At 62.3% G+C, this 21,447-nt stretch carries 18 protein-coding genes; 7 read left to right on the forward strand and 11 right to left on the reverse strand.

Translation table 11 applies throughout. The features are described from left to right. The first annotated feature begins 123 nt into the window (after window positions 1-123). From FQ664_RS19395 to fabB, 5 genes are all read left to right on the forward strand, one after another. A complete protein-coding gene (locus FQ664_RS19395) occupies window positions 124-2,280 on the forward strand; it encodes a TonB-dependent receptor plug domain-containing protein (RefSeq protein WP_178091020.1) in 2,157 nt (718 codons plus the stop codon). Further along, on the forward strand, window positions 2,280-3,170 hold the full coding sequence (locus tag FQ664_RS19400) for an ABC transporter substrate-binding protein (RefSeq protein WP_144174191.1): 891 nt from the start codon (window positions 2,280-2,282) through the stop codon (window positions 3,168-3,170). Before FQ664_RS19395 ends, FQ664_RS19400 begins: the two co-directional genes overlap by 1 nt. Next, entirely contained in the window at window positions 3,167-5,098 is a 1,932-nt protein-coding gene (locus FQ664_RS19405; protein ID WP_144174193.1) for an ATP-binding protein, read from the forward strand. Before FQ664_RS19400 ends, FQ664_RS19405 begins: the two co-directional genes overlap by 4 nt. 207 nt (window positions 5,099-5,305) lie before the next feature. Continuing rightward, the gene (fabA, locus tag FQ664_RS19410) at window positions 5,306-5,821 is read left to right on the forward strand and encodes a 3-hydroxyacyl-[acyl-carrier-protein] dehydratase FabA (protein WP_003251509.1); all 516 of its coding nucleotides are present in this window, start codon (window positions 5,306-5,308) and stop codon (window positions 5,819-5,821) included. Between the two features lie 11 nt (window positions 5,822-5,832). After that, window positions 5,833-7,053: a beta-ketoacyl-ACP synthase I gene (gene fabB / locus FQ664_RS19415; RefSeq protein ID WP_013973429.1), complete on the forward strand. Its 1,221-nt coding sequence runs from the start codon at window positions 5,833-5,835 to the stop codon at window positions 7,051-7,053. A 176-nt stretch (window positions 7,054-7,229) separates the two neighbouring features. Here fabB and FQ664_RS19420 read toward each other — a convergent pair whose 3' ends face one another. After that, entirely contained in the window at window positions 7,230-8,231 is a 1,002-nt protein-coding gene (locus tag FQ664_RS19420) for an amidohydrolase family protein (protein WP_144174195.1), read from the reverse strand. 117 nt (window positions 8,232-8,348) lie between these two features. On the opposite strand from FQ664_RS19420, the gene FQ664_RS19425 reads away from it, so the two are divergent. After that, window positions 8,349-9,212: a pirin family protein gene (locus FQ664_RS19425; RefSeq protein ID WP_144174196.1), complete on the forward strand. Its 864-nt coding sequence runs from the start codon at window positions 8,349-8,351 to the stop codon at window positions 9,210-9,212. A gap of 131 nt (window positions 9,213-9,343) precedes the next feature. Here FQ664_RS19425 and FQ664_RS19430 read toward each other — a convergent pair whose 3' ends face one another. The 4 genes from FQ664_RS19430 to FQ664_RS19445 form a co-directional block, all read right to left on the reverse strand. Next, the gene (locus tag FQ664_RS19430) at window positions 9,344-10,069 is read right to left on the reverse strand and encodes a dienelactone hydrolase family protein (protein WP_144174198.1); all 726 of its coding nucleotides are present in this window, start codon (window positions 10,067-10,069) and stop codon (window positions 9,344-9,346) included. A 77-nt stretch (window positions 10,070-10,146) separates the two neighbouring features. Beyond that, a complete protein-coding gene (htpG, locus tag FQ664_RS19435; protein WP_144174200.1) occupies window positions 10,147-12,051 on the reverse strand; it encodes a molecular chaperone HtpG in 1,905 nt (634 codons plus the stop codon). Window positions 12,052-12,121: 70 nt separating this feature from the next. After that, window positions 12,122-12,604 carry a PaaI family thioesterase gene (locus tag FQ664_RS19440; protein WP_144174203.1) on the reverse strand — a complete coding sequence of 161 codons (483 nt, stop codon included), beginning with the start codon at window positions 12,602-12,604 and terminating at the stop codon, window positions 12,122-12,124. Next, window positions 12,601-13,077: a PaaI family thioesterase gene (locus tag FQ664_RS19445; RefSeq protein WP_144174204.1), complete on the reverse strand. Its 477-nt coding sequence runs from the start codon at window positions 13,075-13,077 to the stop codon at window positions 12,601-12,603. Before FQ664_RS19445 ends, FQ664_RS19440 begins: the two co-directional genes overlap by 4 nt. 154 nt (window positions 13,078-13,231) lie before the next feature. Here FQ664_RS19445 and FQ664_RS19450 point away from each other — a divergent pair, with 154 nt between their 5' ends. Beyond that, a complete protein-coding gene (locus FQ664_RS19450) occupies window positions 13,232-13,543 on the forward strand; it encodes a hypothetical protein (protein WP_063912714.1) in 312 nt (103 codons plus the stop codon). 69 nt (window positions 13,544-13,612) lie between these two features. Here FQ664_RS19450 and FQ664_RS19455 read toward each other — a convergent pair whose 3' ends face one another. The 6 genes from FQ664_RS19455 to odhB all read right to left on the reverse strand — a co-directional run bounded on the left by FQ664_RS19455 (window position 13,613) and on the right by odhB (window position 21,429). Beyond that, entirely contained in the window at window positions 13,613-14,362 is a 750-nt protein-coding gene (locus FQ664_RS19455; protein ID WP_144174206.1) for a DUF599 domain-containing protein, read from the reverse strand. Window positions 14,363-14,654: 292 nt separating this feature from the next. Beyond that, window positions 14,655-15,968 (reverse strand): branched-chain amino acid transport system II carrier protein, encoded by a 1,314-nt coding sequence (gene brnQ, locus FQ664_RS19460; protein ID WP_144174208.1) that lies wholly within the window; start codon window positions 15,966-15,968, stop codon window positions 14,655-14,657. Window positions 15,969-16,449: 481 nt separating this feature from the next. Continuing rightward, on the reverse strand, window positions 16,450-17,334 hold the full coding sequence (gene sucD, locus FQ664_RS19465) for a succinate--CoA ligase subunit alpha (protein WP_004376004.1): 885 nt from the start codon (window positions 17,332-17,334) through the stop codon (window positions 16,450-16,452). After that, window positions 17,334-18,500, reverse strand: coding sequence for an ADP-forming succinate--CoA ligase subunit beta (gene sucC / locus FQ664_RS19470; protein ID WP_003254205.1), 1,167 nt, complete (start codon window positions 18,498-18,500; stop codon window positions 17,334-17,336). Before sucC ends, sucD begins: the two co-directional genes overlap by 1 nt. A 172-nt stretch (window positions 18,501-18,672) precedes the next feature. Further along, window positions 18,673-20,109 carry a dihydrolipoyl dehydrogenase gene (gene lpdA / locus FQ664_RS19475; RefSeq protein ID WP_013973439.1) on the reverse strand — a complete coding sequence of 479 codons (1,437 nt, stop codon included), beginning with the start codon at window positions 20,107-20,109 and terminating at the stop codon, window positions 18,673-18,675. Window positions 20,110-20,205: 96 nt separating this feature from the next. Next, complete coding sequence (odhB, locus tag FQ664_RS19480; protein WP_144174210.1) at window positions 20,206-21,429, reverse strand: 2-oxoglutarate dehydrogenase complex dihydrolipoyllysine-residue succinyltransferase; 1,224 nt, start codon at window positions 21,427-21,429, stop codon at window positions 20,206-20,208. Between the last annotated feature and the right edge of the window lie 18 nt (window positions 21,430-21,447).

The following is a 21,447-nucleotide window of genomic DNA, read 5'->3' on the forward strand; positions in this document are numbered from 1 at the left end:
CCCGCTCCCACAGGTACAACGCAGCCTTCAGCAGCGGTGCGGTGCCTGTGGGAGCGGGTTCACCCGCGAAAGGGCCGTCACGGGTAGTGCAGATCACTGGCAAATACGCCAAGGTCAGTTACCATGCCTGTTTCAATCCTGAAACAAGGCAGCTTTGTGTTCCCTGGCACGCCCCCGTACCCGCGCCTGCTCATACTGACCGCCCTGCTCGGTGGCTCGGCCATGGCCGATGATCTGTTCATCGACAACACGGACCTGCCGCAGGTTCTGACCGCCACGCGCCTGAAACAATCCCCCGCCGCAGTCCCGGGCAGCATGACCGTGCTCGACAGCGAGCTGATCCGCGCCAGCGGTGCCCGTGACATCCCCGAGCTGCTACGCCTGGTGCCGGGCATGATGGTGGGTTACAACGCCGGTAACCAGCCCACGGTCAACTACCACGGCAGCAACGTCAACGACGCCCGGCGCATGCAGGTGCTGATCGATGGCCGTTCGGTGTACCGCGCCGGCCTGGCCACGGTGGACTGGAGCGACATCCCCCTGGCCATGGAGGACATCGAACGCATCGAGGTGTTCCGCGGCCCCAACACGGTCAGCTACGGCGCCAACGCGCTGATGGCGGTGGTCAACATCCTGACCCGCAACCCCGCCGACAGCCATGGCACGCGGCTGAAGATGACCCGCGGCCAGGATGGCATCAACGACTTCTACGCCAGCCACGGCTTCGGCTGGGATGGCGGCGACATGCGCCTGTCGCTGTCCGGGCAGCAGGACGACGGCTTCGACGAAAACCAGTTCGGCCAGGACTACCGCGACAGCCGCCGGCTGACCCGCTTTACCCTCAACGCCAGCCACAACCTGGCGCATGACCAGACACTGGAATGGCAACTGGCGGCGAAGGAAGGTAGCAACCAGCGGCCGTATACTTACAAGCCAGTGTTCGGTGACTACCAAGCGGGCAACGATGCAGACGTCAATGCCAAGGACTATGCAGGGTCAATGCGCTGGACCAAGGACTTCAGCTCCGAACACAGCCTCTATATCCAGGGGTCGGCCCAGCATTTTGACCGCCAACAGGTGTGGCGCGCCTGCGATGCACTTCTATCGTTTAGTCCCGAGTTGACACGCCTCTGGCAAATCAATCCTGATTTTGCCGAGAAAGTGGCGCGCGGCGTTCCAGTGGGAGCCCCTCCCCCCTTCACCGACGATCCTTTACTAAAAGAGCTCGCAATACAGGTAAAAAATCAGTGGGATCAGAGCGGAAGCGACCCAGTCTGCGGCGACGTCGACCAGAGCACCCGCGAAACCCGCTACGACCTGGAGATCCAGGACACCCTGAGCCTGACCGACAGCCTGCGCCTGCTCAGCGGCATGAACTACCGTTATGATCGTGCCGACTCGCAGACCTACTTCAACGGCAGCATCGACGACCAGACCTGGCGCCTGTTCGGCCAACTGGAGTGGCGCGCCGACGAGCACTGGATCCTGCAGGGTGGCGCCATGTTCGAGGACTCGCGCCTGTCCGGCAGTTCGCTGACCCCGCGCGCGGCGGTCAACTACCTGATCACCCCGCGCCATGGCCTGCGTGCGGTGTACTCCGAGGCGGTGCGCTCGCCGGACATGTTCGAGAACAACGTCAACTGGAGCTACACGGTCAAGAACCTGAGCCCAACCCCCAATGCATTCGGCCTGCAAAACGGCGAGTACTTCGTCAAGACCCGCGGCCCCGGCGACCTCGACCAGGAGCGCATGCGCTCGCGCGAGCTGGGCTACAACGGCTACTTCAGCGACATCGACCTGAACATGGATGTGAAGCTGTTCTATGACGAGATCACCGGAATGATCAGCGAGCCCCTGAAGAACAACCAGTACATCGCCAGCAACGCCAACAAGGCCCGTTTCAGCGGCAGCGAGGCGCAACTGGACTGGCGCCCGACCCTGCGCGACCGTCTGCGCCTGACCTACGCCTATGTCGATGCCTGGGCCAGCAACCCCAACGACCGCCGCCTCAGCGCCCGCAACAGCGGCTCGGCCGGGTGGATGCGCGAATGGGGCGACGGTTGGTCGAGCGCGCTGTTCTATTACGGCGACGACGCACTCAACCAGTACCGCTACGAGCGCCTGGACCTGCGCCTGGCCAAGCGTTTCCGGGTACAGGGCAGCAACCTGGAACTGGCGGCGCTGTGGCAACAACGCCTGGACGATGAGCCGACCACGGCAATCCAGAACCGCTACGACAGCCGCCACCGCCTGAGCGTCAGTGCGGAGCTGGAGTTCTGATGGCCCTGCTGCTGCGCCTGTTGCTGCTGTGCCTGTGGCCGTTGGGGCCGCTGTCCGCCAGCGAAATCCTGTTGGTAGGCGCGGACGACCAGCCCGGCATCCGCAGTTTCGTCGCCGCGCTGGAAAGCCGCCGGCCGCACGATCATGTGCATTTTCAGACCACCGCCGACCTGCCACGCCCGGGCAAACTCAGGACAGACCTGCGCCTGATCCTGCTGGACAACGCCGCACTGGAATGGCGCCTTGGGGAAGCCGCCGGCCCGTCGGCCCTGGCCATGCGGGTCAGCCGGGTACAGGCTGAACAGCGCCTGGGAAAGTCGCGTCCCGCGTTCCTCACCCTGCTGTGGAGCGACCCGCCGCTGGGCCGGCAGCTGCGCCTGGCGCGCTACCTGCTGCCACAGGCCCAGCGCATTGGTGTGCTGTACGGTGAGCACAGCAGCTTTTTGCTCGAAGAGCTGCGCCATGCCGCCCGCCCGCTGGGCCTGGAGATCATTGCCCAGGACTGGCCCGACCCGCGCGACAGCCGCCCCCTGCAACATTTGCTGGCCAACAGTGACGTGCTGCTGGGCCTGGACGACACCGACCTGTACAACTCCAAGACTGCGAAGAACCTGCTGTTGAGCAGCTATGGCCGACAGATGGCGCTGATCGGCCCGAACGCCGGGTTCGTCCGCGCCGGCGCCCTGGCCACCACCTTCAGCGACCAGGACGACTGGCTGGCGGTGCTCGACCAGTTGCTCGACCAGCCACCGGCACGCTGGCCGCGCAGCCTGTACCCGGCACGCTTCGGCATCAGCGGCAACCAGCAGGTGGCGCGCGCCCTGGGCCTTGAACCGATCGATCCGAGCGCCGCCGCCAAGGCCCTGGCCGAAGGAGAACCCACCCCATGAGCAAGCGCCTGAGCTGGGACATCCACACCCGCACCCAGATCATCAGCCTCGGCCCTGCCCTGCTGCTGACCTTGCTGCTGATCAGCTTCTTCACCTTCGTACGCATCCAGGACCTGCGCCAGGAACTGAACCACACCGGGCAACTGATCGCCAACCAGTTGGCGCCAGCCTCGGAATACGGGGTGATCTCGGGCAACAACGAAGTACTCGAGGGCCTGATGCGCGCCACGCTCAGCATCCCCCACGTGCGCTTCCTCGAGGTGCAGGACAGCCGCAACCACATCCTGGTCTACGTCGAGCAGTCCGACGAAAGCGCCAACCGCGCGCAGCGCGTCGAAGTGTTCCAGGCACCCATCCGTCTGCAGCAAATCCGCCTGGACAGCGACTTCCTGCAACAGGGCAAGGCCACCACCCCGGCCATCGGCGACGACTACCTGGGCCGGGTGATCGTCGGCATGTCCGATGACGCCTTCAGCCAGCGCCAGCAGGAAATCGTGATCAAGGCCGGCATCCTCGCGCTGTTCGCCCTGCTGTTCACCTTCTTGCTGGCGCGCCGCCTGGCCCTGAGCCTGGCCAAGCCGATCAGCGACATGGGCCATGCGGTCAAGGCTATCCAGCAGGGCGAGTACAACACCCTGTTGCCGGTGGTCGATGACAGCGAGCTGGGCCACCTGGCGCGCCACATCAATAACCTGGCCCAAGCCCTGGAGCAGGCCAGCGATGAACAGAAGCAGGCGATTGCCGAGCTGATCAAGGCCCGCGAAGAGGCCGAACAGGCCAACCGCGCCAAATCGGACTTCCTGGCGATGATGAGCCACGAGCTGCGCACGCCGATGAATGGCGTGCTGGGCATGCTGCAATTGCTGGAAACCACGCCGCTGAGCAACGAACAGGCCGAGTATACCGCGGTGGCCAGCGAGTCCACCGGGCACCTGCTCAAGGTCATCAACGACATTCTCGACTTCTCGCGCATCGAGCGCGCCGCGCTGCAGCTGGAACACATCGACTTCAACCTCGGCGAGCTGATCACCAGCAGCGTCCAGTCGTTCCAGCACAGCGCCCAGCAGCGCGGTCTTGCCCTGCACCTGCAACTGCCGGCCGGTATCGAGCAGTTGCAGGTGAACGGCGACCCTACGCGCATCCGCCAGATCCTGCTGAACCTGGTCGGCAATGCGCTGAAATTCACCGAACGCGGCCAGGTACAGGTCGAGGCGCGTTGGCAGGTGCTGGACCGGCAACTGATCTGGCTGACCTGCAGCGTGCGCGACACCGGTATCGGTATCGACAATGATCGCCTGGAAATGATGTTCGTCGCCTTCCAGCAGGCCGACAGCTCGATTTCCCGCCGTTATGGCGGCACCGGGCTGGGGTTGTCGATCGCCCGCACCCTGGCCGAGCGCATGGGCGGCAAGCTGCGCGGCGAAAGCCGTGAAGGCCTGGGCTCGACCTTTACCCTGGAGATGCCATTGGCCCTGGCCAAACCTGCCCCGGTCTCGCTGACGCGGCCAAGCGCTGCAGCGCCGACGATGGCCGACAATGACCAGGTGCTGCTGGTAGAGGACAATCCGGTCAACCAAAGTGTCATCGAAGCCATGCTGCGTAGCCTGGGACTGGCGGTGTGCACCGCCGAGGACGGCCTGGAGGCGGTCGAACGGGTCAGCCGCCAGCGTTTTGCCGCCGTGCTGATGGACTGCCGCCTGCCGCACCTGGACGGCTATGAAGCCACCCGGCGTATCCGCCAACTGCCCAACGGCGCCGGGCTACCGATTATCGCCCTGACCGCCAATGCCTTGCAGGGCGACCGCGAGCGTTGCATGGCAGCCGGCATGGACGACTACCTGAGCAAACCCTTGCGCCGCACCGAATTGCAGCGCGTACTGCAGCGCTGGTTACCCGGTCAGACAACCGCGACTGGCGATAAATGCTAAAGTGCGGCAGTCTTAAACACTGGACAGGACCTTCATCGGACCTGAAAATAGACGTTTCAGTGCACACCTGTACTTCTTTCAGCAGGCGCACTGTGACTTTCACCACAACGCAATAGTCTACCTGTAGGCTGCCGCCCCGGACGCGATGCGTATCGGGCCGGCCGGGAAGATTCATCCCCTGCCGCAGGGGGTTATTGAGGAGCTCGCATGACCAAACAACACGCCTTTACTCGGGAAGACCTGCTGCGCTGCAGTCGCGGTGAGCTGTTCGGCCCAGGTAATGCGCAACTGCCCGCGCCGAACATGCTGATGGTCGATCGCATCACCCATATCAGCGAAGAAGGCGGCAAGTACGGCAAAGGTGAATTGGTCGCCGAGCTGGATATCAACCCGGACCTGTGGTTCTTCGCCTGTCACTTCGAAGGCGACCCGGTAATGCCGGGCTGCCTGGGCCTCGACGCCATGTGGCAGCTGGTAGGCTTCTTCCTCGGCTGGCAGGGCCTGCCAGGCCGCGGTCGCGCCCTGGGTTCGGGCGAGGTGAAATTCTTCGGCCAGGTACTGCCCGAAGCCAAGAAGGTCACTTACAACATTCACATCAAGCGCGTCCTGAAGGGCAAGCTGAACATGGCCATCGCCGATGGCTCGGTCAGCGTTGACGGCCGCGAGATCTACACTGCCGAAGGCCTGCGGGTCGGCGTGTTCACCTCCACTGACAATTTCTAAGGGTTATTCGCATGCGCCGCGTCGTTATCACTGGTCTGGGCATCGTATCGTGCCTGGGCAATGACAAAGCTACCGTCACCGAAAACCTGCGCAACAGCCGTCCGGGTATCCGTTACAACCCGGAATACAAGGAAATGGGGCTGCGTAGCCAGGTTTCCGGGTCCATCGACCTCAACCTCGAAGAACTGATCGACCGCAAGGTCTACCGTTTCGTCGGCCACGCTGCTGCCTATGCCTACCTGGCGATGCAGGACGCGATCAAGGACGCCGGCCTGACCGAAGAGCAGGTTTCCAACCCGCGCACCGGCCTGGTGGCCGGCTCCGGCGGCGCCTCGACCCTGAACCAGATGGAAGCGCTGGACACCCTGCGCGAGAAAGGCGTCAAGCGCGTCGGCCCGTACCGCGTTACCCGCACCATGGGCAGCACCGTTTCGGCGTGCCTGGCCACCCCGTTCAAGATCAAGGGCATCAACTACTCGATCTCGTCGGCGTGCGCCACTTCGGCACACTGCATCGGCACCGCCCTGGAGCAGATCCAGTGGGGTAAGCAGGACATCGTCTTCGCCGGTGGCGGTGAAGAAGAGCACTGGAGCCAGTCGTTCCTGTTCGATGCCATGGGCGCCCTGTCGACCAAGCGCAACGAAACTCCGGAACAGGCCTCGCGTGCCTACGACGCCGACCGTGATGGCTTCGTCATCGCTGGTGGCGGCGGCATGGTAGTGGTCGAGGAGCTGGAACACGCCCTGGCCCGTGGCGCCAAGATCTACGCCGAAATCGTCGGCTACGGCGCTACTTCCGACGGCTACGACATGGTTGCGCCGAGCGGCGAAGGTGCCATCCGCTGCATGCAGCAAGCGCTGTCGACCGTCGACACCCCGATCGACTACCTGAACACCCACGGCACCTCGACCCCGGTCGGTGACGTTGCCGAGATCAAGGGCGTTCGCGCCGTGTTCGGCGACAAGGCACCGAAGATCAGCTCGACCAAGAGCCTGTCGGGCCACTCGCTGGGTGCTGCTGGCGTACACGAGGCGATCTACTGCCTGCTGATGATGGAAAACAACTTCATCGCCGGCTCCGCCAACATCGACGAGCTGGACCCGGAGGTCGCCGACCTGCCGATCCTGCGCAAAACCGAAGAAAACGCCAAGATCGACACGGTCATGAGCAACAGCTTCGGCTTCGGCGGCACCAACGCCACTCTGGTGCTCAAGCGCTGGGAAGGCAAGTAACACGCTGCTGCGGTAAACGAAAACGCCCCGACTGCTTCGGGGCGTTTTCATTTGTGTTGCCTGTGCCGGCCTTTTCGCGGGTAAACCCGCTCCCACAGGTACAGCGCCGGCTTCAGTAGCAGCACGGTCCCTGTGGGAGCGGGTTTACCCGCGAAAAGGCCGGCACAGGCGAAAGACTACTGCTTGGGCAACACAGCCAGAAAATTCTCCCTGGCCACCTTGTTTGCCACCACCTGCGGCAAAGCATCCAGAAACGGCTTGAACCCGTGCATCTGCTCGCCAAGGCTGGCAAACCGACCGACCATATCCGACCCCAGCATGAACCGCTCCGGGTACTTCTCGACCAACGCCAGCCACTCCTTGCGCGGTACACCCTGGTCATCCAGCAGATAGGGCTCCAGTACACTCCACGACAAATCGACATACAGGTTCGGGTAATCCTCCAGCAACCGCGTCAGCACCGGCAGCAGAAAGCCCATCTGCGTCTGGTGCCGGTGGATCTCCATGCTGCTGCCGGCGTGCGCCCAGATGAACCGCGTGTGCGGGTGATTGCGCAGCGGCTCTTCGATCTCAGCCAGGTACAGCGGGTTGCGCTCGCGCTTGGAGGTGATGTTGGAATGCAGCAGCACCGGCAGGTCGCGCTCGGCCGCCAGGTGGTAGATACGTGTCATGGCTTCGTTATTGGCACGCGGCGTGTCACCACTGGTCAGTGCGGTCAGGTCATCGTGGCGGGTGAACACCTCGCCAATGCCCTGCCACAGCCCCGGGTACAGATCGAGCATGCGCTCGATATGGCTGGCGGCGTTCTTGTCCACTGGATTGAAGCCGGCCAGGAACGGATGAAAGCGCTTGCGCTGCTCGTCGGGCAATTGCTGCAACGCTGCGGCCACATAGGTGTCGGTGGCGCTGTACCAGTAGGCTTCGGCGTCATCCCCAGCGTAATAGCGCGGGCGCTTGGGTTCGTCTTCGTGCCATTTCTTGGCCACCGGCACGCCGGATATCATCGACTGCTCAATACCAGCGGCATCCATGGCCTTGATCAGCGCCGGCATGCCTTCGCTTTCCTGGAAGAAGTCGACGTAGTGCAGGTGGGCATCACTGTAGCGGTAGTCGCGCGCCTGCGTCGCCTGGCACAGCCAGGTGGATAACAGCACGCAAGCCAGCACTCTGGCGATCATGGAGCAGCTTCCTTTTGCGGGGACCAACCCTGTAGACCGGCCGGCCAACGAGACGGTTCAGCCGGGGCGGGCAAACCGCTATGCTTGGGGCATTGCCACCTCGCCCGGAGCCTTCCCATGAGCAGCCCCCTGGTCATCCACCCACGCGCCGAATCGGTCGAGGGCCAACCGATCCTGCGCCCGCTGCCATCGGCCCAGTGCCGCAGCGTCGGCCCGTTCGTGTTTTTCGACCACATGCTCGAAACCGATTATGCCCCAGGGCATGGCATGGACATCCGCCAGCACCCGCATATCGGCCTGTCGACCCTGACCTACCTGTTCGAAGGGGCAATCCTGCACAAGGACAGCCTCGGCTCGGCGCAGCGGGTGCTGCCGGGCGACGTCAGCTGGATGACCGCAGGCAGCGGCGTGGCCCACGTCGAGCGCACGCCTGAAGATGCCCTGGCGCTTGGCTCACGCCTGCACGGCTTGCAGGTATGGCTGGCGTCACCACGCGAGCATGAACAAGGCCCGGCAAGCTACAGCCATCACCCGGCGGCGAGCCTGCCGGTCAGCGACAACCTGGGGGTACGCATCTGCATGATTGCCGGTAGCGGGTTCTGCCTGCAATCGCCGGTGCCAGTGCTCTCCCCTACCCTTTACGCGCATGTGCGGATGCAGCCGGCGACGACGTTGCTGGTGCCGAATGAGCATGCGCAGCGAGCGCTTTACCTGCTCGATGGTGAGCTGATGATGAATGATGAACAGGTTGAGGCCTGCAGCCTGATGGTGTTGCCGGAAGGTGAAGAGGTGACGCTGTATGCGGAGGAAGAATGCCAGTTGGTGCTGATTGGCGGTGCTCCGCTGGATGGGCCGCGGCGAATGAACTGGAATTTTGTCGCCAGTGATGTGGAGCTGATCGAACAGGCCAGGGCCAAGTGGGCTGCGGGGGATTGGCCGGTGGTGCCGGGGGAAACCTCGAGGATCGAGTTGCCTCGCTGAACGGGGTCCGCTTTGCGGCCCATTCGCGGGTAAACCCGCTCCCACAGTAACGTCGCTGCCCGTGAGAGCGGCGCGGTCCCTGTGGGAGCGGGTTTACCCGCGAATGGGCTGCAAAGCAGCCCCGCACATTCTCAGCGCTGAAATACTTCAGCCAGCAGGTTATGCATCGAACGGAACGCCCGCTCCGAGGTGCGCCGGTCATACTGCATCTTGCCCGGGACATTGGCACTCGGGTCGGTAAACGAGTGCACCGCGCCGCCATAGCTCAGCAACTGCCAATCCACCTTGGCCGCATTCATCTCCTCCTCGAACGCCGGCAACTGCTCCTTCGGCACCAGTGGATCGGAAGCGCCGTGCAGCACCAGCACCGAGCCCTTGATACGCTTGGCATCTTCCGGGTTCGGCGTGTCCAGCGTGCCATGGAACGACACCGCCGCACGCAGATCGGCGCCGGTACGGGCCAGCTCCAGTGCACAGCAGCCACCAAAGCAGAAACCAAACGTGCCGACCTTGCCTGGCTCCAGCAGCGCCTTCGACTGCCCCAACAATTGCGCCAAGGCTTCCTGCATGCGCTTGCGCAGCTCGCCGCGGTCATTCTTCAACGGCATCATCGCCGCGCCGGCCTCGTCGGCATTGGACGGGCGCACCGATTGCCCGTACAGGTCGGCAATCAGCACCACATAACCCTTCTCCGCCACTTCCTTGGCGATGCGCTCGGCCCCTTCGCCGATGCCCATCCAGTTCGGCGCCATCACCAGGCCCGGGCGGCCCAGCGCACCCGGTTCGTAGACCAGGCGACTTTCATAGGTCTTGCCGGACAGGTGATAGACCAGCGATTCGGCAATTACTTTGCTCATCAAGCACTCCTTTGGCACTCATCGAAAATGCCCGCCATGAAAAAAGCCCGCCGAAGCGGGCTTTCCTATGCATCAACTCAAGCAGACAGCTCGACCAGCAGCTTGTTCAGGCGACGAACGTAAGCCGCCGGATCCTTCAAGCTGTCACCGGCCGCCAGTGCTGCCTGATCGAACAGGATGTGCGACAGCTCGGCGAAGCGGTCTTCGCTCTGCTCGTTGTCCAGCTTCTCGATCAGCGGGTGGGTCGGGTTGAACTCGAAGATCGGCTTGGACTCCGGCACTTTCTGCCCGCTGGCTTCGAGGATCTGGCGCATCTGCAGGCCCAGGTCCTGTTCACCAATGGCCAGGATTGCCGGCGAGTCGGTCAGGCGGTGCGACACGCGCACTTCGGCCACGCTGTCACCCAGCGCGCCTTTCAGGCGCTCGACCAGGCCTTCCTTGTCCTTGGCGACTTCCTCCTGGGCCTTCTTGTCTTCTTCCGAATCCAGCTTGCCCAGGTCCAGGTCGCCACGTGCCACATCGACGAAGGCCTTGCCGTCGAACTCGTTGAGGTAGCTCATCAGCCACTCGTCGATACGGTCGGTCAGCAGCAGCACTTCGATGCCTTTCTTGCGGAAGACTTCCAGGTGCGGGCTGTTCTTCACCTGCGCGTACGACTCACCGGTGAGGTAGTAGATCTTGTCCTGACCTTCCTTGGCGCGGGCCAGGTAGTCGGCCAGAGCGACGCTCTGCTCGCCGCTGTCGTCCTGGGTGGAAGCGAAGCGCAGCAGCCCGGCGATCTTTTCCTTGTTGGCGAAGTCTTCGGCCGGGCCTTCCTTCAGCACCTGGCCGAAGTTCTTCCAGAAGCCCTTGTACTGCTCGGGTTCGTTCTTCGCCAGCTTCTCCAGCATGTCCAGCACGCGCTTGGTCAGTGCGGTCTTCATCGAGTCGATGATCGGGTCTTTCTGCAGGATTTCACGCGACACGTTCAGCGACAGGTCGTTGGAATCGACCACACCCTTGATGAAGCGCAGGTACAGCGGCAGGAACGACTCGGCCTGGTCCATGATGAACACGCGCTGCACATACAGCTTCAGGCCGCGTGGCGCTTCGCGCTGGTACAGGTCGAACGGCGCGCGGGCCGGCACGTACAACAGCGAATTGTACTCGAGCTTGCCCTCGACCTTGTTGTGGCTCCAGGCCAGCGGGTTTTCGAAGTCATGGCCGATGTGCTTGTAGAACTCCTGGTACTCCTCGTCCTTGATCTCGGTACGCGGGCGGGTCCACAGGGCGCTGGCACGGTTGACGGTTTCCCACTCTTCGGCCGGCTGCTCTTCGCCTTCGGCGGCGGCTTGCTGTTTCGGCAGCTGGATCGGCATGGCAATGTGGTCGGAGTACTTCTTGACCACGTTGCGCAGGCGCCAGCCATCGGCGAACTCCTGCTCGTCCTTCTTCAGGTGCAGGACGATGCGGGTACCGCGCTGTGGCTTGTCGATGGTGGCGACTTCGAACTCGCCCTCGCCTTTCGACGACCAGTGCACGCCTTCAGCGGCCGGCTGGCCAGCGCGGCGGCTGTACACATCGACCTTGTCGGCCACGATGAACGCGGAGTAGAAGCCCACGCCGAACTGACCGATCAGGTGCGAGTCCTTCTTCTGGTCACCGGTGAGGTTCTTCATGAAGTCGGCAGTGCCGGACTTGGCGATGGTGCCCAGGTGGGCGATGACGTCTTCGCGGCTCATGCCGATGCCGTTGTCCTCGAGGGTGACGGTACCGGCGTCCTTGTCGAAGCTCAGGCGAATCTTCAGGTCGGCGTCGCCTTCGAACAGCTCTGGCTTGGCCAGCGCCTCGAAACGCAGCTTGTCGGCGGCGTCGGAGGCGTTGGAGATCAGCTCACGCAGGAAGATCTCCTTGTTCGAATACAGGGAATGGATCATGAGGTGCAGCAGCTGCTTTACCTCGGTCTGGAAGCCCAGCGTTTCTTTTTGAGTCTCCACACTCATGGTCTTCAAAACTCCGATCTGATGGCAGTTAGCGCCTCGCGGCCAGTTCGGCCTGCGTTAGTGGCGGATGTCATGCAGATGGGGGCTGTGCGGATGATTTCAAGGGCTTTTCCGGCTCGATCTTGAAATGCGCACGGGCCGTGGCAATCGGCGACTGCTTGTCACCCTGCCAGGCGGTGATGGCCACGTTGGTCACCCGCCGCCCCTGGCGCCAAAGCTGGCACTGGGCGTAGGTATCACGAAAATGCCCGGCGCGCAGGTAATCGATGGAGAAGTCGATGATCTTCGGAATGCTCGCGCTCTCGCTGTAGATCAGCAGGTACAGCGCTGCCGACAGCTCCATGAACCCGGCGATTACCCCACCATGGATGGCCGGCAGCAGCGGGTTGCCGATGTTGTCCTGGCTGGCCGGCAGGCGGAACAGCAGGTCATCGCCCTCGCGCTCGCACGCGATGCCGATCAGGCCGGCGTAGGGGATCAGCGCCAATAATGGCTGATAGTTTCCCACCGCGTGGGCAGCGTTCAGCTGTTGGCGAATTACGTGTGGAATCATGCCCCGCCCTCCTTCAGGCCGTTGCCGAAGCGGATGCCACCCTTGATCTCCTGGCCCAGGCGCATGAACGTGCCCACCACCTGGCAGATCGGCTGGGCAGGGTCGTCCTGGTAGGCCGTGCCGCGGGTGAAGATTACATCGCGGGTGACCCGGTAGCATTGGGCGTGGCCATAGATGTCCTTGCCGGCCTCGGCCGGGTGCATGTAGTCGATGCGCAGGTCCAGTGTCGGGCACACTTCGAAGCGCGGCAGCACGCACAGCGTGGCCATGCCGCAGGTGGTGTCCATCAGCGTGGTCAGCGCACCGCCATGCACGGCGCCGGTCTGCGGGTTGCCGACGATGGCCGGTGACCAGGGCAGGACCAGGGTAATGCCATCGGCATTGGCCTGCGCCACACGCATTTGCAACAACTGACAATGTTTCAGGGCCGAGAGAAAACGCTCGGCCATGGCTATCAAGGTTGAATCGCTCATTGGCTGTTTCCACGCGCACTGCCGCAGCGGCATAAAATCGTTAAAAAGTCTATATAGAACGGGGCGTTATATATGTGTAATCTTCGCGGAACTTATTCCGCGTAGTTGCACTCGAAGGAACAAGTCACTTATTCCACCAAGGAGAAACACCCCCATGCGTAAACCTTTTGCTTTTGCTCTGATGCTGGCCGCAGCCATGGGCCTGGCCGCTTGCGATAAAGCGAGCGAAGACAAAGCCCAGGACGCACAGCAACACGCCGAGCAAGCCCAGGAAAAAGCGGGCGAAGCTCAGGATAAGATGAACGAGGCTGCCAAGGAAAACGCCGAAGCCGCCAAAGATCAGGCCGAAGCCGAGCAGAAGGCCGCCGAAGAAGCCGCTCCGGCTACTCCGGCTCCGGAAGCCGCGCCAGCCGCCCCGGCAACCGAAGCTGCCCCAGCTGCGCCGGCCGAACCTGCCAAGCAGTAATCGGCTAAAACAAGAAAACCCGACAACTGTCGGGTTTTTTTTGCACCTGAAACTTATGGATTAATCGTTTCAGGTACCTGCTGCGGTGGTTTCCCTGGCGGGCTCGAGCGAGACACTTTCAGTCGGTGTGAACACCATCACATCCAGCACATCCGAATGGAACTCGCGGCGATACAGAATCAGCACGACCCCGACACTCATGACCATGAACAACCACGGGCTGATGAACCAGCTCAACATGGCCATGCCGAAGTAATAGGAACGCAGGCCCAAGTTGAACTGGTTGGCGGCGAGTGACAACACCCGCGCCGCCCGCGAGGCGAATGCCTTGCGTTCCAGCTCATTGACCAGCCGTTCGCCGATCATCGGCGCCGAGCCCACCAGTACTGCGGCGAAGTTGTATTGGCGCATGCACCAGCTGAAGGTGAAAAAGGCGTAGACGAACACCATGGCCAGGCACAGCAGCTTGATCTCCGACATGCCCTGGGAGGTCTGCTGCACCAGCGGCAGGTCGGCCAGCAGCGACAGCGCCCGGTCGGAAGCCCCGAGCACGGTGAGGATGCCTGCGAGGATGATCAGGGTGCTGGAGGCGAAAAACGACGCGTTGCGCTCAAGGTTGCCGATCACGCTGGCATCGGCGATGCGGTTGTCGCGCAGCAGCATGCGGCGCATCCAGTCTTCGCGGTACAGGTGCAGCACGCTGGCCAGGCACGCGGTGTCGCGGCCCTTCCAGATGGCATAGCGGGTGTAACCGCCCCAGCACAGGGCGAACCAGGCGATGGCCAACAGGTTGTTGAAGTTGCTTTGAATGAAGTTCATGCAGGGTTCCCGAGAGGGCCAGATGCCTGAAGGATAGGGACCGGATTTCGACGCTGGCAAGCGGCAAAAGGCACACATCCACCCTGAATTTTGCACTGATCAGGCCGGCCTCTTCGCGGGTAAACCCGCTCCCACAGGTAGCGCGTTGCCTGTGGGAGCGGGTTTACCCGCGAAGAGGCCGGATCAGGCAAATAAAAAAGCCCCGCATCCTCTCGGATACGGGGCTTTGAAGCTTTCACCCTTGGCGAGCACCCTTCGGCTTGTGGCCGGTGCCGCCCTCAGGATTCGACTATCAGGCCAGCGCCTCGCGCGGCTTGCCGAGCATGCGGTCGCAGGCCACGGCGCCAACCAGGGTCACCACCGAAGGCACCAGCCAGGCCAGGCCCTGGTCGCTCAGCGGCAGATGCGCCATGAAGTCCGGCAGCACATGGGCAATGCTGCTGCCCTTGATCGCATCGACCATGCCGAACAGCAGCGACACCAGCATCACTGGCGCCAGGATGCGGGTTGGCGAGTTCCACAGGTCCTTCACGAAGCTCAGCCCGACCACCACGATGCACGGTGGGTAGATCGCGGTGAGCACCGGGATCGAGAACATGATCAGCTTGGTCAGGCCGAGGTTGGAGATCAGCAGCGAGAAGCCCGCCAGGATCACCACCAGTGCGCGGTACGACAGCGGCAGGATCTGGCTGAAGTACTCGGCGCAGGCACAGGTCAGGCCAACCGCGGTCACCAGGCAGGCCAGCGCGATCAGCACGGCGAGGAAGCCGCTACCCAGCGAGCCGAAAGTGTGCTGCACGTAGGCATGCAGTACCGCCGCGCCGTTGGTGGCGTCAGCCGCGATGTCGTGGCTGGTGGCGCCCAGGCGGAACAGGCTGATGTACACCAGGGCCAGGCCGACACCGGCGATCAGGCCGGCGATGATGGCATAGCGGGTGATCAGCTTCGGCGACTCGACACCGCGCGAGCGGATGGCGTTGACGATGACGATACCGAACACCAGGGCACCCAGAGTGTCCATGGTCAGGTAACCGTCGGAGAAGCCCTTGGAGAACGCCGCGGCAGCATAGGCCGGTTGCGCTTCACCAATGGTGCCGGCAGGCAGCGCGAAGGCGGCGATGCCCAGCGCCGCCAGGGCGATGATCTTCATCGGTGCCAGGAAGCGGCCCACGGTGTCGAGCAGCTTGCCCGGGTACATGGACACGGCCAGCACCACGAGGAAGTACACCAGGCTGTAGATGAACAGCGCCAGCGGGCTTTCGCCGGTCAGCGGTGCAACACCCACTTCGAACGACACGGTCGCGGTGCGCGGGGTGGCGAACAGCGGGCCGACCGACAGGTAGCACACGGCCGCCAGCAGGCCACCGAAGAACTTGCCGATCGGGCTGCTCAAGGCATCCATGCCGCCGCCGACCTTGGCCAGGGCGACCACGGTGATGACCGGCAGGCCCACGGCGGTAACCAGGAAGCCCAGGGCGGCCATCCACACGTGCGGACCAGACTGCAGGCCGACGATAGGCGGGAAGATGATGTTGCCCGCGCCCACGAAAAGCGCAAACGTCATAAAGCCAAGTGCCAGAATATCCTGGCCTTTTAAAACTTTCATTTAAGGTAGTACCACACTGCTGAAATCGGGATTCGAGAAGGGATTTCCCAATGGGTTGGGGGAAATGCTGCCCGGCTTGATAAGCCAGACCCGTTTAGCGTGTCGTTCCCTTTTGGGGGACGGGCACAGAGTGAGCGCGTAGGGTAACTGTTTTGTCACTTAAACGCACTGGCACAGTGCTGCTTGTCCGATGTGCGTATGTGTTTGTCGTCTATGCGAGCGGGATAGTCAGAATTATCCTCGGCCTGAAACATTCGCCTGCGTGAAAACCCCTATCAAACCCATCGAAAAAGCTTTACTGACTATGCCGGCCTCTTCGCGGGTAAACCCGCTCCCACAGGAAATCACTAACCTTGAGAATTGTGAGGTACCTGTGGGAGCGGGTTTACCCGCGAAGAGGCCGGCACAGGAATACCCAAACCCCGGAAACGACAAAGGCCACCCGAAGGTGGCCTCTGTGCGCGTGGGGGGTGTAGCAGTATTACTTCTTGACTTCCCAGCCAGTCAGCTCGGCCAGGGCCTTGCCGATATCAGCCAGGGAACGCACGGTCTTCACACCAGCGTCCTGCAGGGCGGCGAACTTCTCGTCCGCAGTACCCTTGCCGCCGGAGATGATGGCGCCAGCGTGGCCCATGCGCTTGCCCGCAGGTGCGGTAACACCAGCGATGTAGGAAACCACAGGCTTGGTGACGTTGGCCTTGATGTAGGCCGCAGCTTCTTCTTCAGCCGAACCGCCGATCTCACCGATCATGACGATCGCTTCGGTCTTCGGGTCTTCCTGGAACAGCTTCAGGATGTCGATGAAGTTGGAGCCCGGGATCGGGTCACCGCCGATGCCGACGCAGGTCGACTGGCCGAAGCCGGCGTCGGTGGTCTGCTTCACAGCTTCGTAGGTCAGGGTGCCGGAACGCGAAACGATACCGACCTTGCCTGGCAGGTGGATGTGGCCAGGCATGATGCCGATCTTGCACTCGCCCGGAGTGATGACACCTGGGCAGTTAGGGCCGATCAGGGTCACGCCCAGTTCGTCGCACTTGACCTTGGCATCCAGCATGTCCAGGGTAGGAATGCCTTCGGTGATGCACACGATCAGCTTGATGCCGCCGAAGGCAGCTTCCAGGATCGAGTCCTTGCAGAAAGGCGCCGGAACGTAGATGACCGAAGCGTCAGCGCCGGTAGCTTCTACAGCTTCTTTCACAGTGTTGAACACTGGCAGGCCCAGGTGGGTGGTACCACCCTTGCCTGGGGTTACACCGCCGACCATCTTGGTGCCATAGGCGATGGCCTGTTCGGAGTGGAAAGTACCCTGCGAGCCGGTGAAGCCCTGGCAGATGACTTTGGTGTCTTTATTGATCAGGACGCTCATTACTTGCCCTCCGCAGCTTTGACAACTTGTTGAGCAGCGTCGGTCAGGCTGGTTGCCGCAATGATGTTCAAACCGCTTTCTGCCAGTACTTTAGCGCCCAGTTCGGCGTTGTTGCCTTCGAGGCGAACGACCACCGGAACTTTGACGCCGACTTCTTTCACTGCACCGATGATGCCTTCGGCAATCATGTCGCAGCGAACGATGCCGCCGAAGATGTTGACCAGGACGGCCGCGACATTGCTGTCGGACAGAATGATCTTGAACGCTTCGGTAACGCGCTCTTTGGTAGCACCACCGCCAACGTCGAGGAAGTTGGCCGGCTTGCCGCCGTGCAGGTTGACGATGTCCATGGTACCCATGGCCAGGCCGGCACCGTTGACCATGCAGCCGATGTTACCTTCGAGGGCAACGTAGTTCAGTTCGAACTTGGCAGCGTGGGCTTCACGGGCATCGTCCTGCGACGGGTCGTGGAAGGTTTTCAGCTTGGGCTGACGGTACATGGCGTTGGCGTCGATGTTGATCTTGGCATCGAGGCAGTGCAGGTCGCCGTCGGCCTTGATCACCAGCGGGTTCACTTCCAGCAGGGCCAGGTCGTGATCCTTGAACAGCTTGGCCAGACCTACGAAGATCTTGGCGAACTGTTGAACTTGCTTGCCTTCCAGACCCAGCTGGAATGCCAGCTCGCGACCCTGGAACGGCTGAGCGCCGACCAGCGGGTCGATGGTGGCCTTGAGGATCTTCTCAGGCGTTTCGTGAGCAACTTTCTCGATGTCCACGCCACCTTCGGTAGAGGCCATGAACACGATACGGCGGCTCGAACGATCGACTACAGCGCCCAGGTACAGCTCTTTGGCGATGTCAGTGCAGGATTCGACCAGAATCTTGGAGACGGGTTGACCGTTGGCATCGGTCTGGTAGGTAACCAGATTCTTGCCCAACCACTGTGCAGCGAACGCCTTGGCGTCTTCTTTGCTGCGAACCAGCTTGACGCCGCCCGCTTTACCGCGACCACCGGCGTGAACCTGGGCTTTTACCACCCACTCGTTCCCACCGATCTTGTCGCAGGCTTCTGCAGCTTGCTCAGGGGTATCGACAGCGAAACCCTTGGATACTGGCAGGCCGTACTCAGCGAACAGCTGCTTACCCTGATACTCGTGAAGATTCATGCTTTTTACCGTCTTCGTTAGGTACTGCGCTTCGGCGCTGCGCCATCACTGGCGCCGCACCACCTGTGACCGTTGACCCCGGGTTTTCCCGTGTGATCCGGTCCGGCGGACTTTCCGCGGTGAGTCATGCACGCAAGACTCACGACGGGCAGCCCGCCGTGGTTTCTTATAATTAACGCTTCTTACGGTTGGCCACGTGAATGGCGCCGCCATTCACTGCCAGCGCTGCTTCATGCAACGCTTCGGACAGGGTCGGATGGCTGAAGACCATCATGCCCAGATCCTCGGCACTGGTGCCGAATTCCATCGCGATTGCGCCCTGCTGCACCAGTTCGGCAGCCGATGGGCCAATCACGTGTACACCCAGGACGCGGTCGGTCTTGGCATCGGCGATGACCTTGACGAAACCACCGGTGTCGTTGGCGGCCATCGCACGGCCGCTGGCCGCGAACGGGAAGGTGCCCACGTTAACCTCAACGCCCTCGGCCTTCAAGGCCTGTTCGGTCTTGCCGACCCACGCGATTTCCGGGTGGGTGTAGATGACCGACGGGATCAGGTCGTAGTTCATCTGGGCCTTGTGGCCCTTGATGCGCTCGACCACCATGATGCCCTCTTCCGAGGCCTTGTGCGCCAGCATCATGCCGCGTACCACGTCACCGATGGCGTATACGCCCGGTACGCTGGTAGCGCAGTAGTCGTCGACGAAGATGTAGCCACGCTCGTCGATGGTCACGCCGCTGTCGGCAGCCAGCAGGTCGGTGGTCACCGGGCGACGGCCGACCGCGACGATCAGCTTGTCGAAGGTGATCTTCTGCTCGCCGTTGGCGTCGGTGTAGGTCACTTCGACTTCGTTGCCGTTGACTTTCGAGCCGGTGACGCGCGCGCCCAGCTTGATGTCCAGACCTTGCTTGGTCAGGGTCTTCTGGGCTTCTTTCGACACGGCGGTGTCGGCAGCCATCAGGAAGGTGTCCAGGGCTTCCAGGACGGTGACTTCAGCACCCAGGCGAGCCCATACCGAGCCCAGTTCCAGGCCGATCACACCAGCACCGATGACGCCCAGGCGCTTCGGCACGGCCTGGAATTCCAGGGCGCCGGTGGAGTCGACGATGACGTTCTGGTCGACCGGAGCCGGCGGAATGTCGATCGGGCGCGAGCCGGAAGCCAGGATCACGTTCTCGGCTTCGATGACTTCGGTGGTACCGTCAGCCTTGGTGACTTCGACTTTCTTGCCAGCCAGCAGCTTGCCGTGGCCCTGGATCGAAGTAACGCCGTTGGCCTTGAACAGGGTGGCGACGCCACCGGTCAGGTTCTTGACGATGCCAGCCTTGCGGCCAACCATCGCGGCGACGTCCATCTTCACTTCGCCAGTGGAGATACCGTGGACGTTGAAGCTCTCTTTGGCTTCCTTGTATTTCCAGGAGCTGTCCAGCAGCGCCTTGGAAGGAATGCAACCTACGTTCAGGCAGGTGCCGCCCAGGGCCAGTTTGCCCTCGGCGTCGGTGTACTTCTCGATACAGGCAGTCTTCAGACCAAGTTGTGCGGCCTTGATGGCAGCCACATAGCCGCCAGGACCTGCACCAATCACCACTACGTCGAATTTCTGGGTCATAAAAGATTCCTTTTTAGCTTCAAGCGGCAAGCTGCAAGCCGCAAGACCAGCAGGCTTCGGCTTGAAGCTTGCGGCTTGCAGCTTACAGCTGCGCGATTAGATGTCCAGCAGCAGGCGAGACGGATCTTCCAGCAGGTTCTTGATGGTGACCAGGAAGGTTACCGCTTCCTTGCCGTCGATCAGGCGGTGATCGTACGACAGCGCCAGGTACATCATCGGGCGAATCACCACCTGGCCATTAATGGCCATCGGGCGCTGGATGATGTTGTGCATGCCGAGAATCGCGGCCTGCGGCGGGTTGACGATCGGGGTCGACATCATCGAGCCGAAAGTACCACCGTTGGTGATGGTGAAGGTGCCACCGGTCATCTCTTCGATGGCCAGCTTGCCGTCACGGGCTTTTTTGCCGAAGGTGGCGATGCCGTTCTCGATTTCAGCCAGGCTCATCGACTCGGCGTTACGCAGAACCGGAACCACCAGGCCACGGTCGCTGGAGACGGCAACGCCGACGTCGGCGTAGCCGTGGTAGACGATGTCGTTGCCGTCGATCGAGGCGTTGACAGCCGGGAAGCGCTTGAGGGCTTCGGTGGCGGCCTTGACGAAGAACGACATGAAGCCCAGGCGTACGCCGTTGTGGGTCTTCTCGAACAGGTCCTTGTACTTCGAACGCAGGGCCATGACTTCGGTCATGTCGACTTCGTTGAAGGTGGTCAGCATGGCCATGCTCGACTGGGCTTCGACCAGACGCTCGGCGATCTTGGCACGCAGACGGGTCATCGGTACGCGCTTCTCGGTGCGGTCGCCAGCAGCGACGACGACCGGAGCAGCGGCAGCGGCAGCCGGCTTGGCAGCCGGAGCAGCGGCAGGAGCCGACTTTTTGTTGGCAACCGCAGCAACCACGTCTTCCTTGGTGATGCGACCACCTTTGCCGGTGCCGGCAACGGTAGCCAGGTCGATGCCGTTCTCTTCAGCCAGCTTGCGAGCGGCAGGCGCGGCGACCGGGTCGTCTTCACCGGCGTCGGCTGCAGCGGCAGCAGGCGCAGCGGCGGCTGGAGCAGCAGCCGGAGCAGCGGCGGCAGCGCCACCTTCAACGATCGAACCCAGCACTTCGTCGGACAGGACGGTATCGCCCTCACCCTTGACGATGGCACCCAGCACGCCATCGGCGGTGGCCAGCACTTCCAGGACGACCTTGTCGGTTTCGATGTCGACGATCAGCTCGTCACGCTTGACGGCGTCGCCCGGCTGTTTGTGCCAGGTGGCAACGGTGCCGTCGGCGACCGATTCCGGGAAGGTTGGGGCTTTGATCTCGATAGCCATTATCAGTGTTTCCTTAAA

This window comes from Pseudomonas persica (assembly GCF_900291015.1).
Classification (GTDB): Bacteria; Pseudomonadota; Gammaproteobacteria; order Pseudomonadales; family Pseudomonadaceae; genus Aquipseudomonas.

What these genes read in the sequence shown, in the direction of transcription:
- FQ664_RS19395 (WP_178091020.1), top strand. Translation starts at nt 124, where the DNA reads ATGCCTGTTTCAATCCTGAAACAAGGCAGCTTTGTGTTCCCTGGCACG.
- FQ664_RS19400 (WP_144174191.1), top strand. Translation starts at nt 2,280, where the DNA reads ATGGCCCTGCTGCTGCGCCTGTTGCTGCTGTGCCTGTGGCCGTTGGGG.
- FQ664_RS19405 (WP_144174193.1), top strand. Translation starts at nt 3,167, where the DNA reads ATGAGCAAGCGCCTGAGCTGGGACATCCACACCCGCACCCAGATCATC.
- fabA (WP_003251509.1), top strand. Translation starts at nt 5,306, where the DNA reads ATGACCAAACAACACGCCTTTACTCGGGAAGACCTGCTGCGCTGCAGT.
- fabB (WP_013973429.1), top strand. Translation starts at nt 5,833, where the DNA reads ATGCGCCGCGTCGTTATCACTGGTCTGGGCATCGTATCGTGCCTGGGC.
- FQ664_RS19420 (WP_144174195.1), bottom strand. Translation starts at nt 8,231, where the DNA reads ATGATCGCCAGAGTGCTGGCTTGCGTGCTGTTATCCACCTGGCTGTGC.
- FQ664_RS19425 (WP_144174196.1), top strand. Translation starts at nt 8,349, where the DNA reads ATGAGCAGCCCCCTGGTCATCCACCCACGCGCCGAATCGGTCGAGGGC.
- FQ664_RS19430 (WP_144174198.1), bottom strand. Translation starts at nt 10,069, where the DNA reads ATGAGCAAAGTAATTGCCGAATCGCTGGTCTATCACCTGTCCGGCAAG.
- htpG (WP_144174200.1), bottom strand. Translation starts at nt 12,051, where the DNA reads ATGAGTGTGGAGACTCAAAAAGAAACGCTGGGCTTCCAGACCGAGGTA.
- FQ664_RS19440 (WP_144174203.1), bottom strand. Translation starts at nt 12,604, where the DNA reads ATGATTCCACACGTAATTCGCCAACAGCTGAACGCTGCCCACGCGGTG.
- FQ664_RS19445 (WP_144174204.1), bottom strand. Translation starts at nt 13,077, where the DNA reads ATGAGCGATTCAACCTTGATAGCCATGGCCGAGCGTTTTCTCTCGGCC.
- FQ664_RS19450 (WP_063912714.1), top strand. Translation starts at nt 13,232, where the DNA reads ATGCGTAAACCTTTTGCTTTTGCTCTGATGCTGGCCGCAGCCATGGGC.
- FQ664_RS19455 (WP_144174206.1), bottom strand. Translation starts at nt 14,362, where the DNA reads ATGAACTTCATTCAAAGCAACTTCAACAACCTGTTGGCCATCGCCTGG.
- brnQ (WP_144174208.1), bottom strand. Translation starts at nt 15,968, where the DNA reads ATGAAAGTTTTAAAAGGCCAGGATATTCTGGCACTTGGCTTTATGACG.
- sucD (WP_004376004.1), bottom strand. Translation starts at nt 17,334, where the DNA reads ATGAGCGTCCTGATCAATAAAGACACCAAAGTCATCTGCCAGGGCTTC.
- sucC (WP_003254205.1), bottom strand. Translation starts at nt 18,500, where the DNA reads ATGAATCTTCACGAGTATCAGGGTAAGCAGCTGTTCGCTGAGTACGGC.
- lpdA (WP_013973439.1), bottom strand. Translation starts at nt 20,109, where the DNA reads ATGACCCAGAAATTCGACGTAGTGGTGATTGGTGCAGGTCCTGGCGGC.
- odhB (WP_144174210.1), bottom strand. Translation starts at nt 21,429, where the DNA reads ATGGCTATCGAGATCAAAGCCCCAACCTTCCCGGAATCGGTCGCCGAC.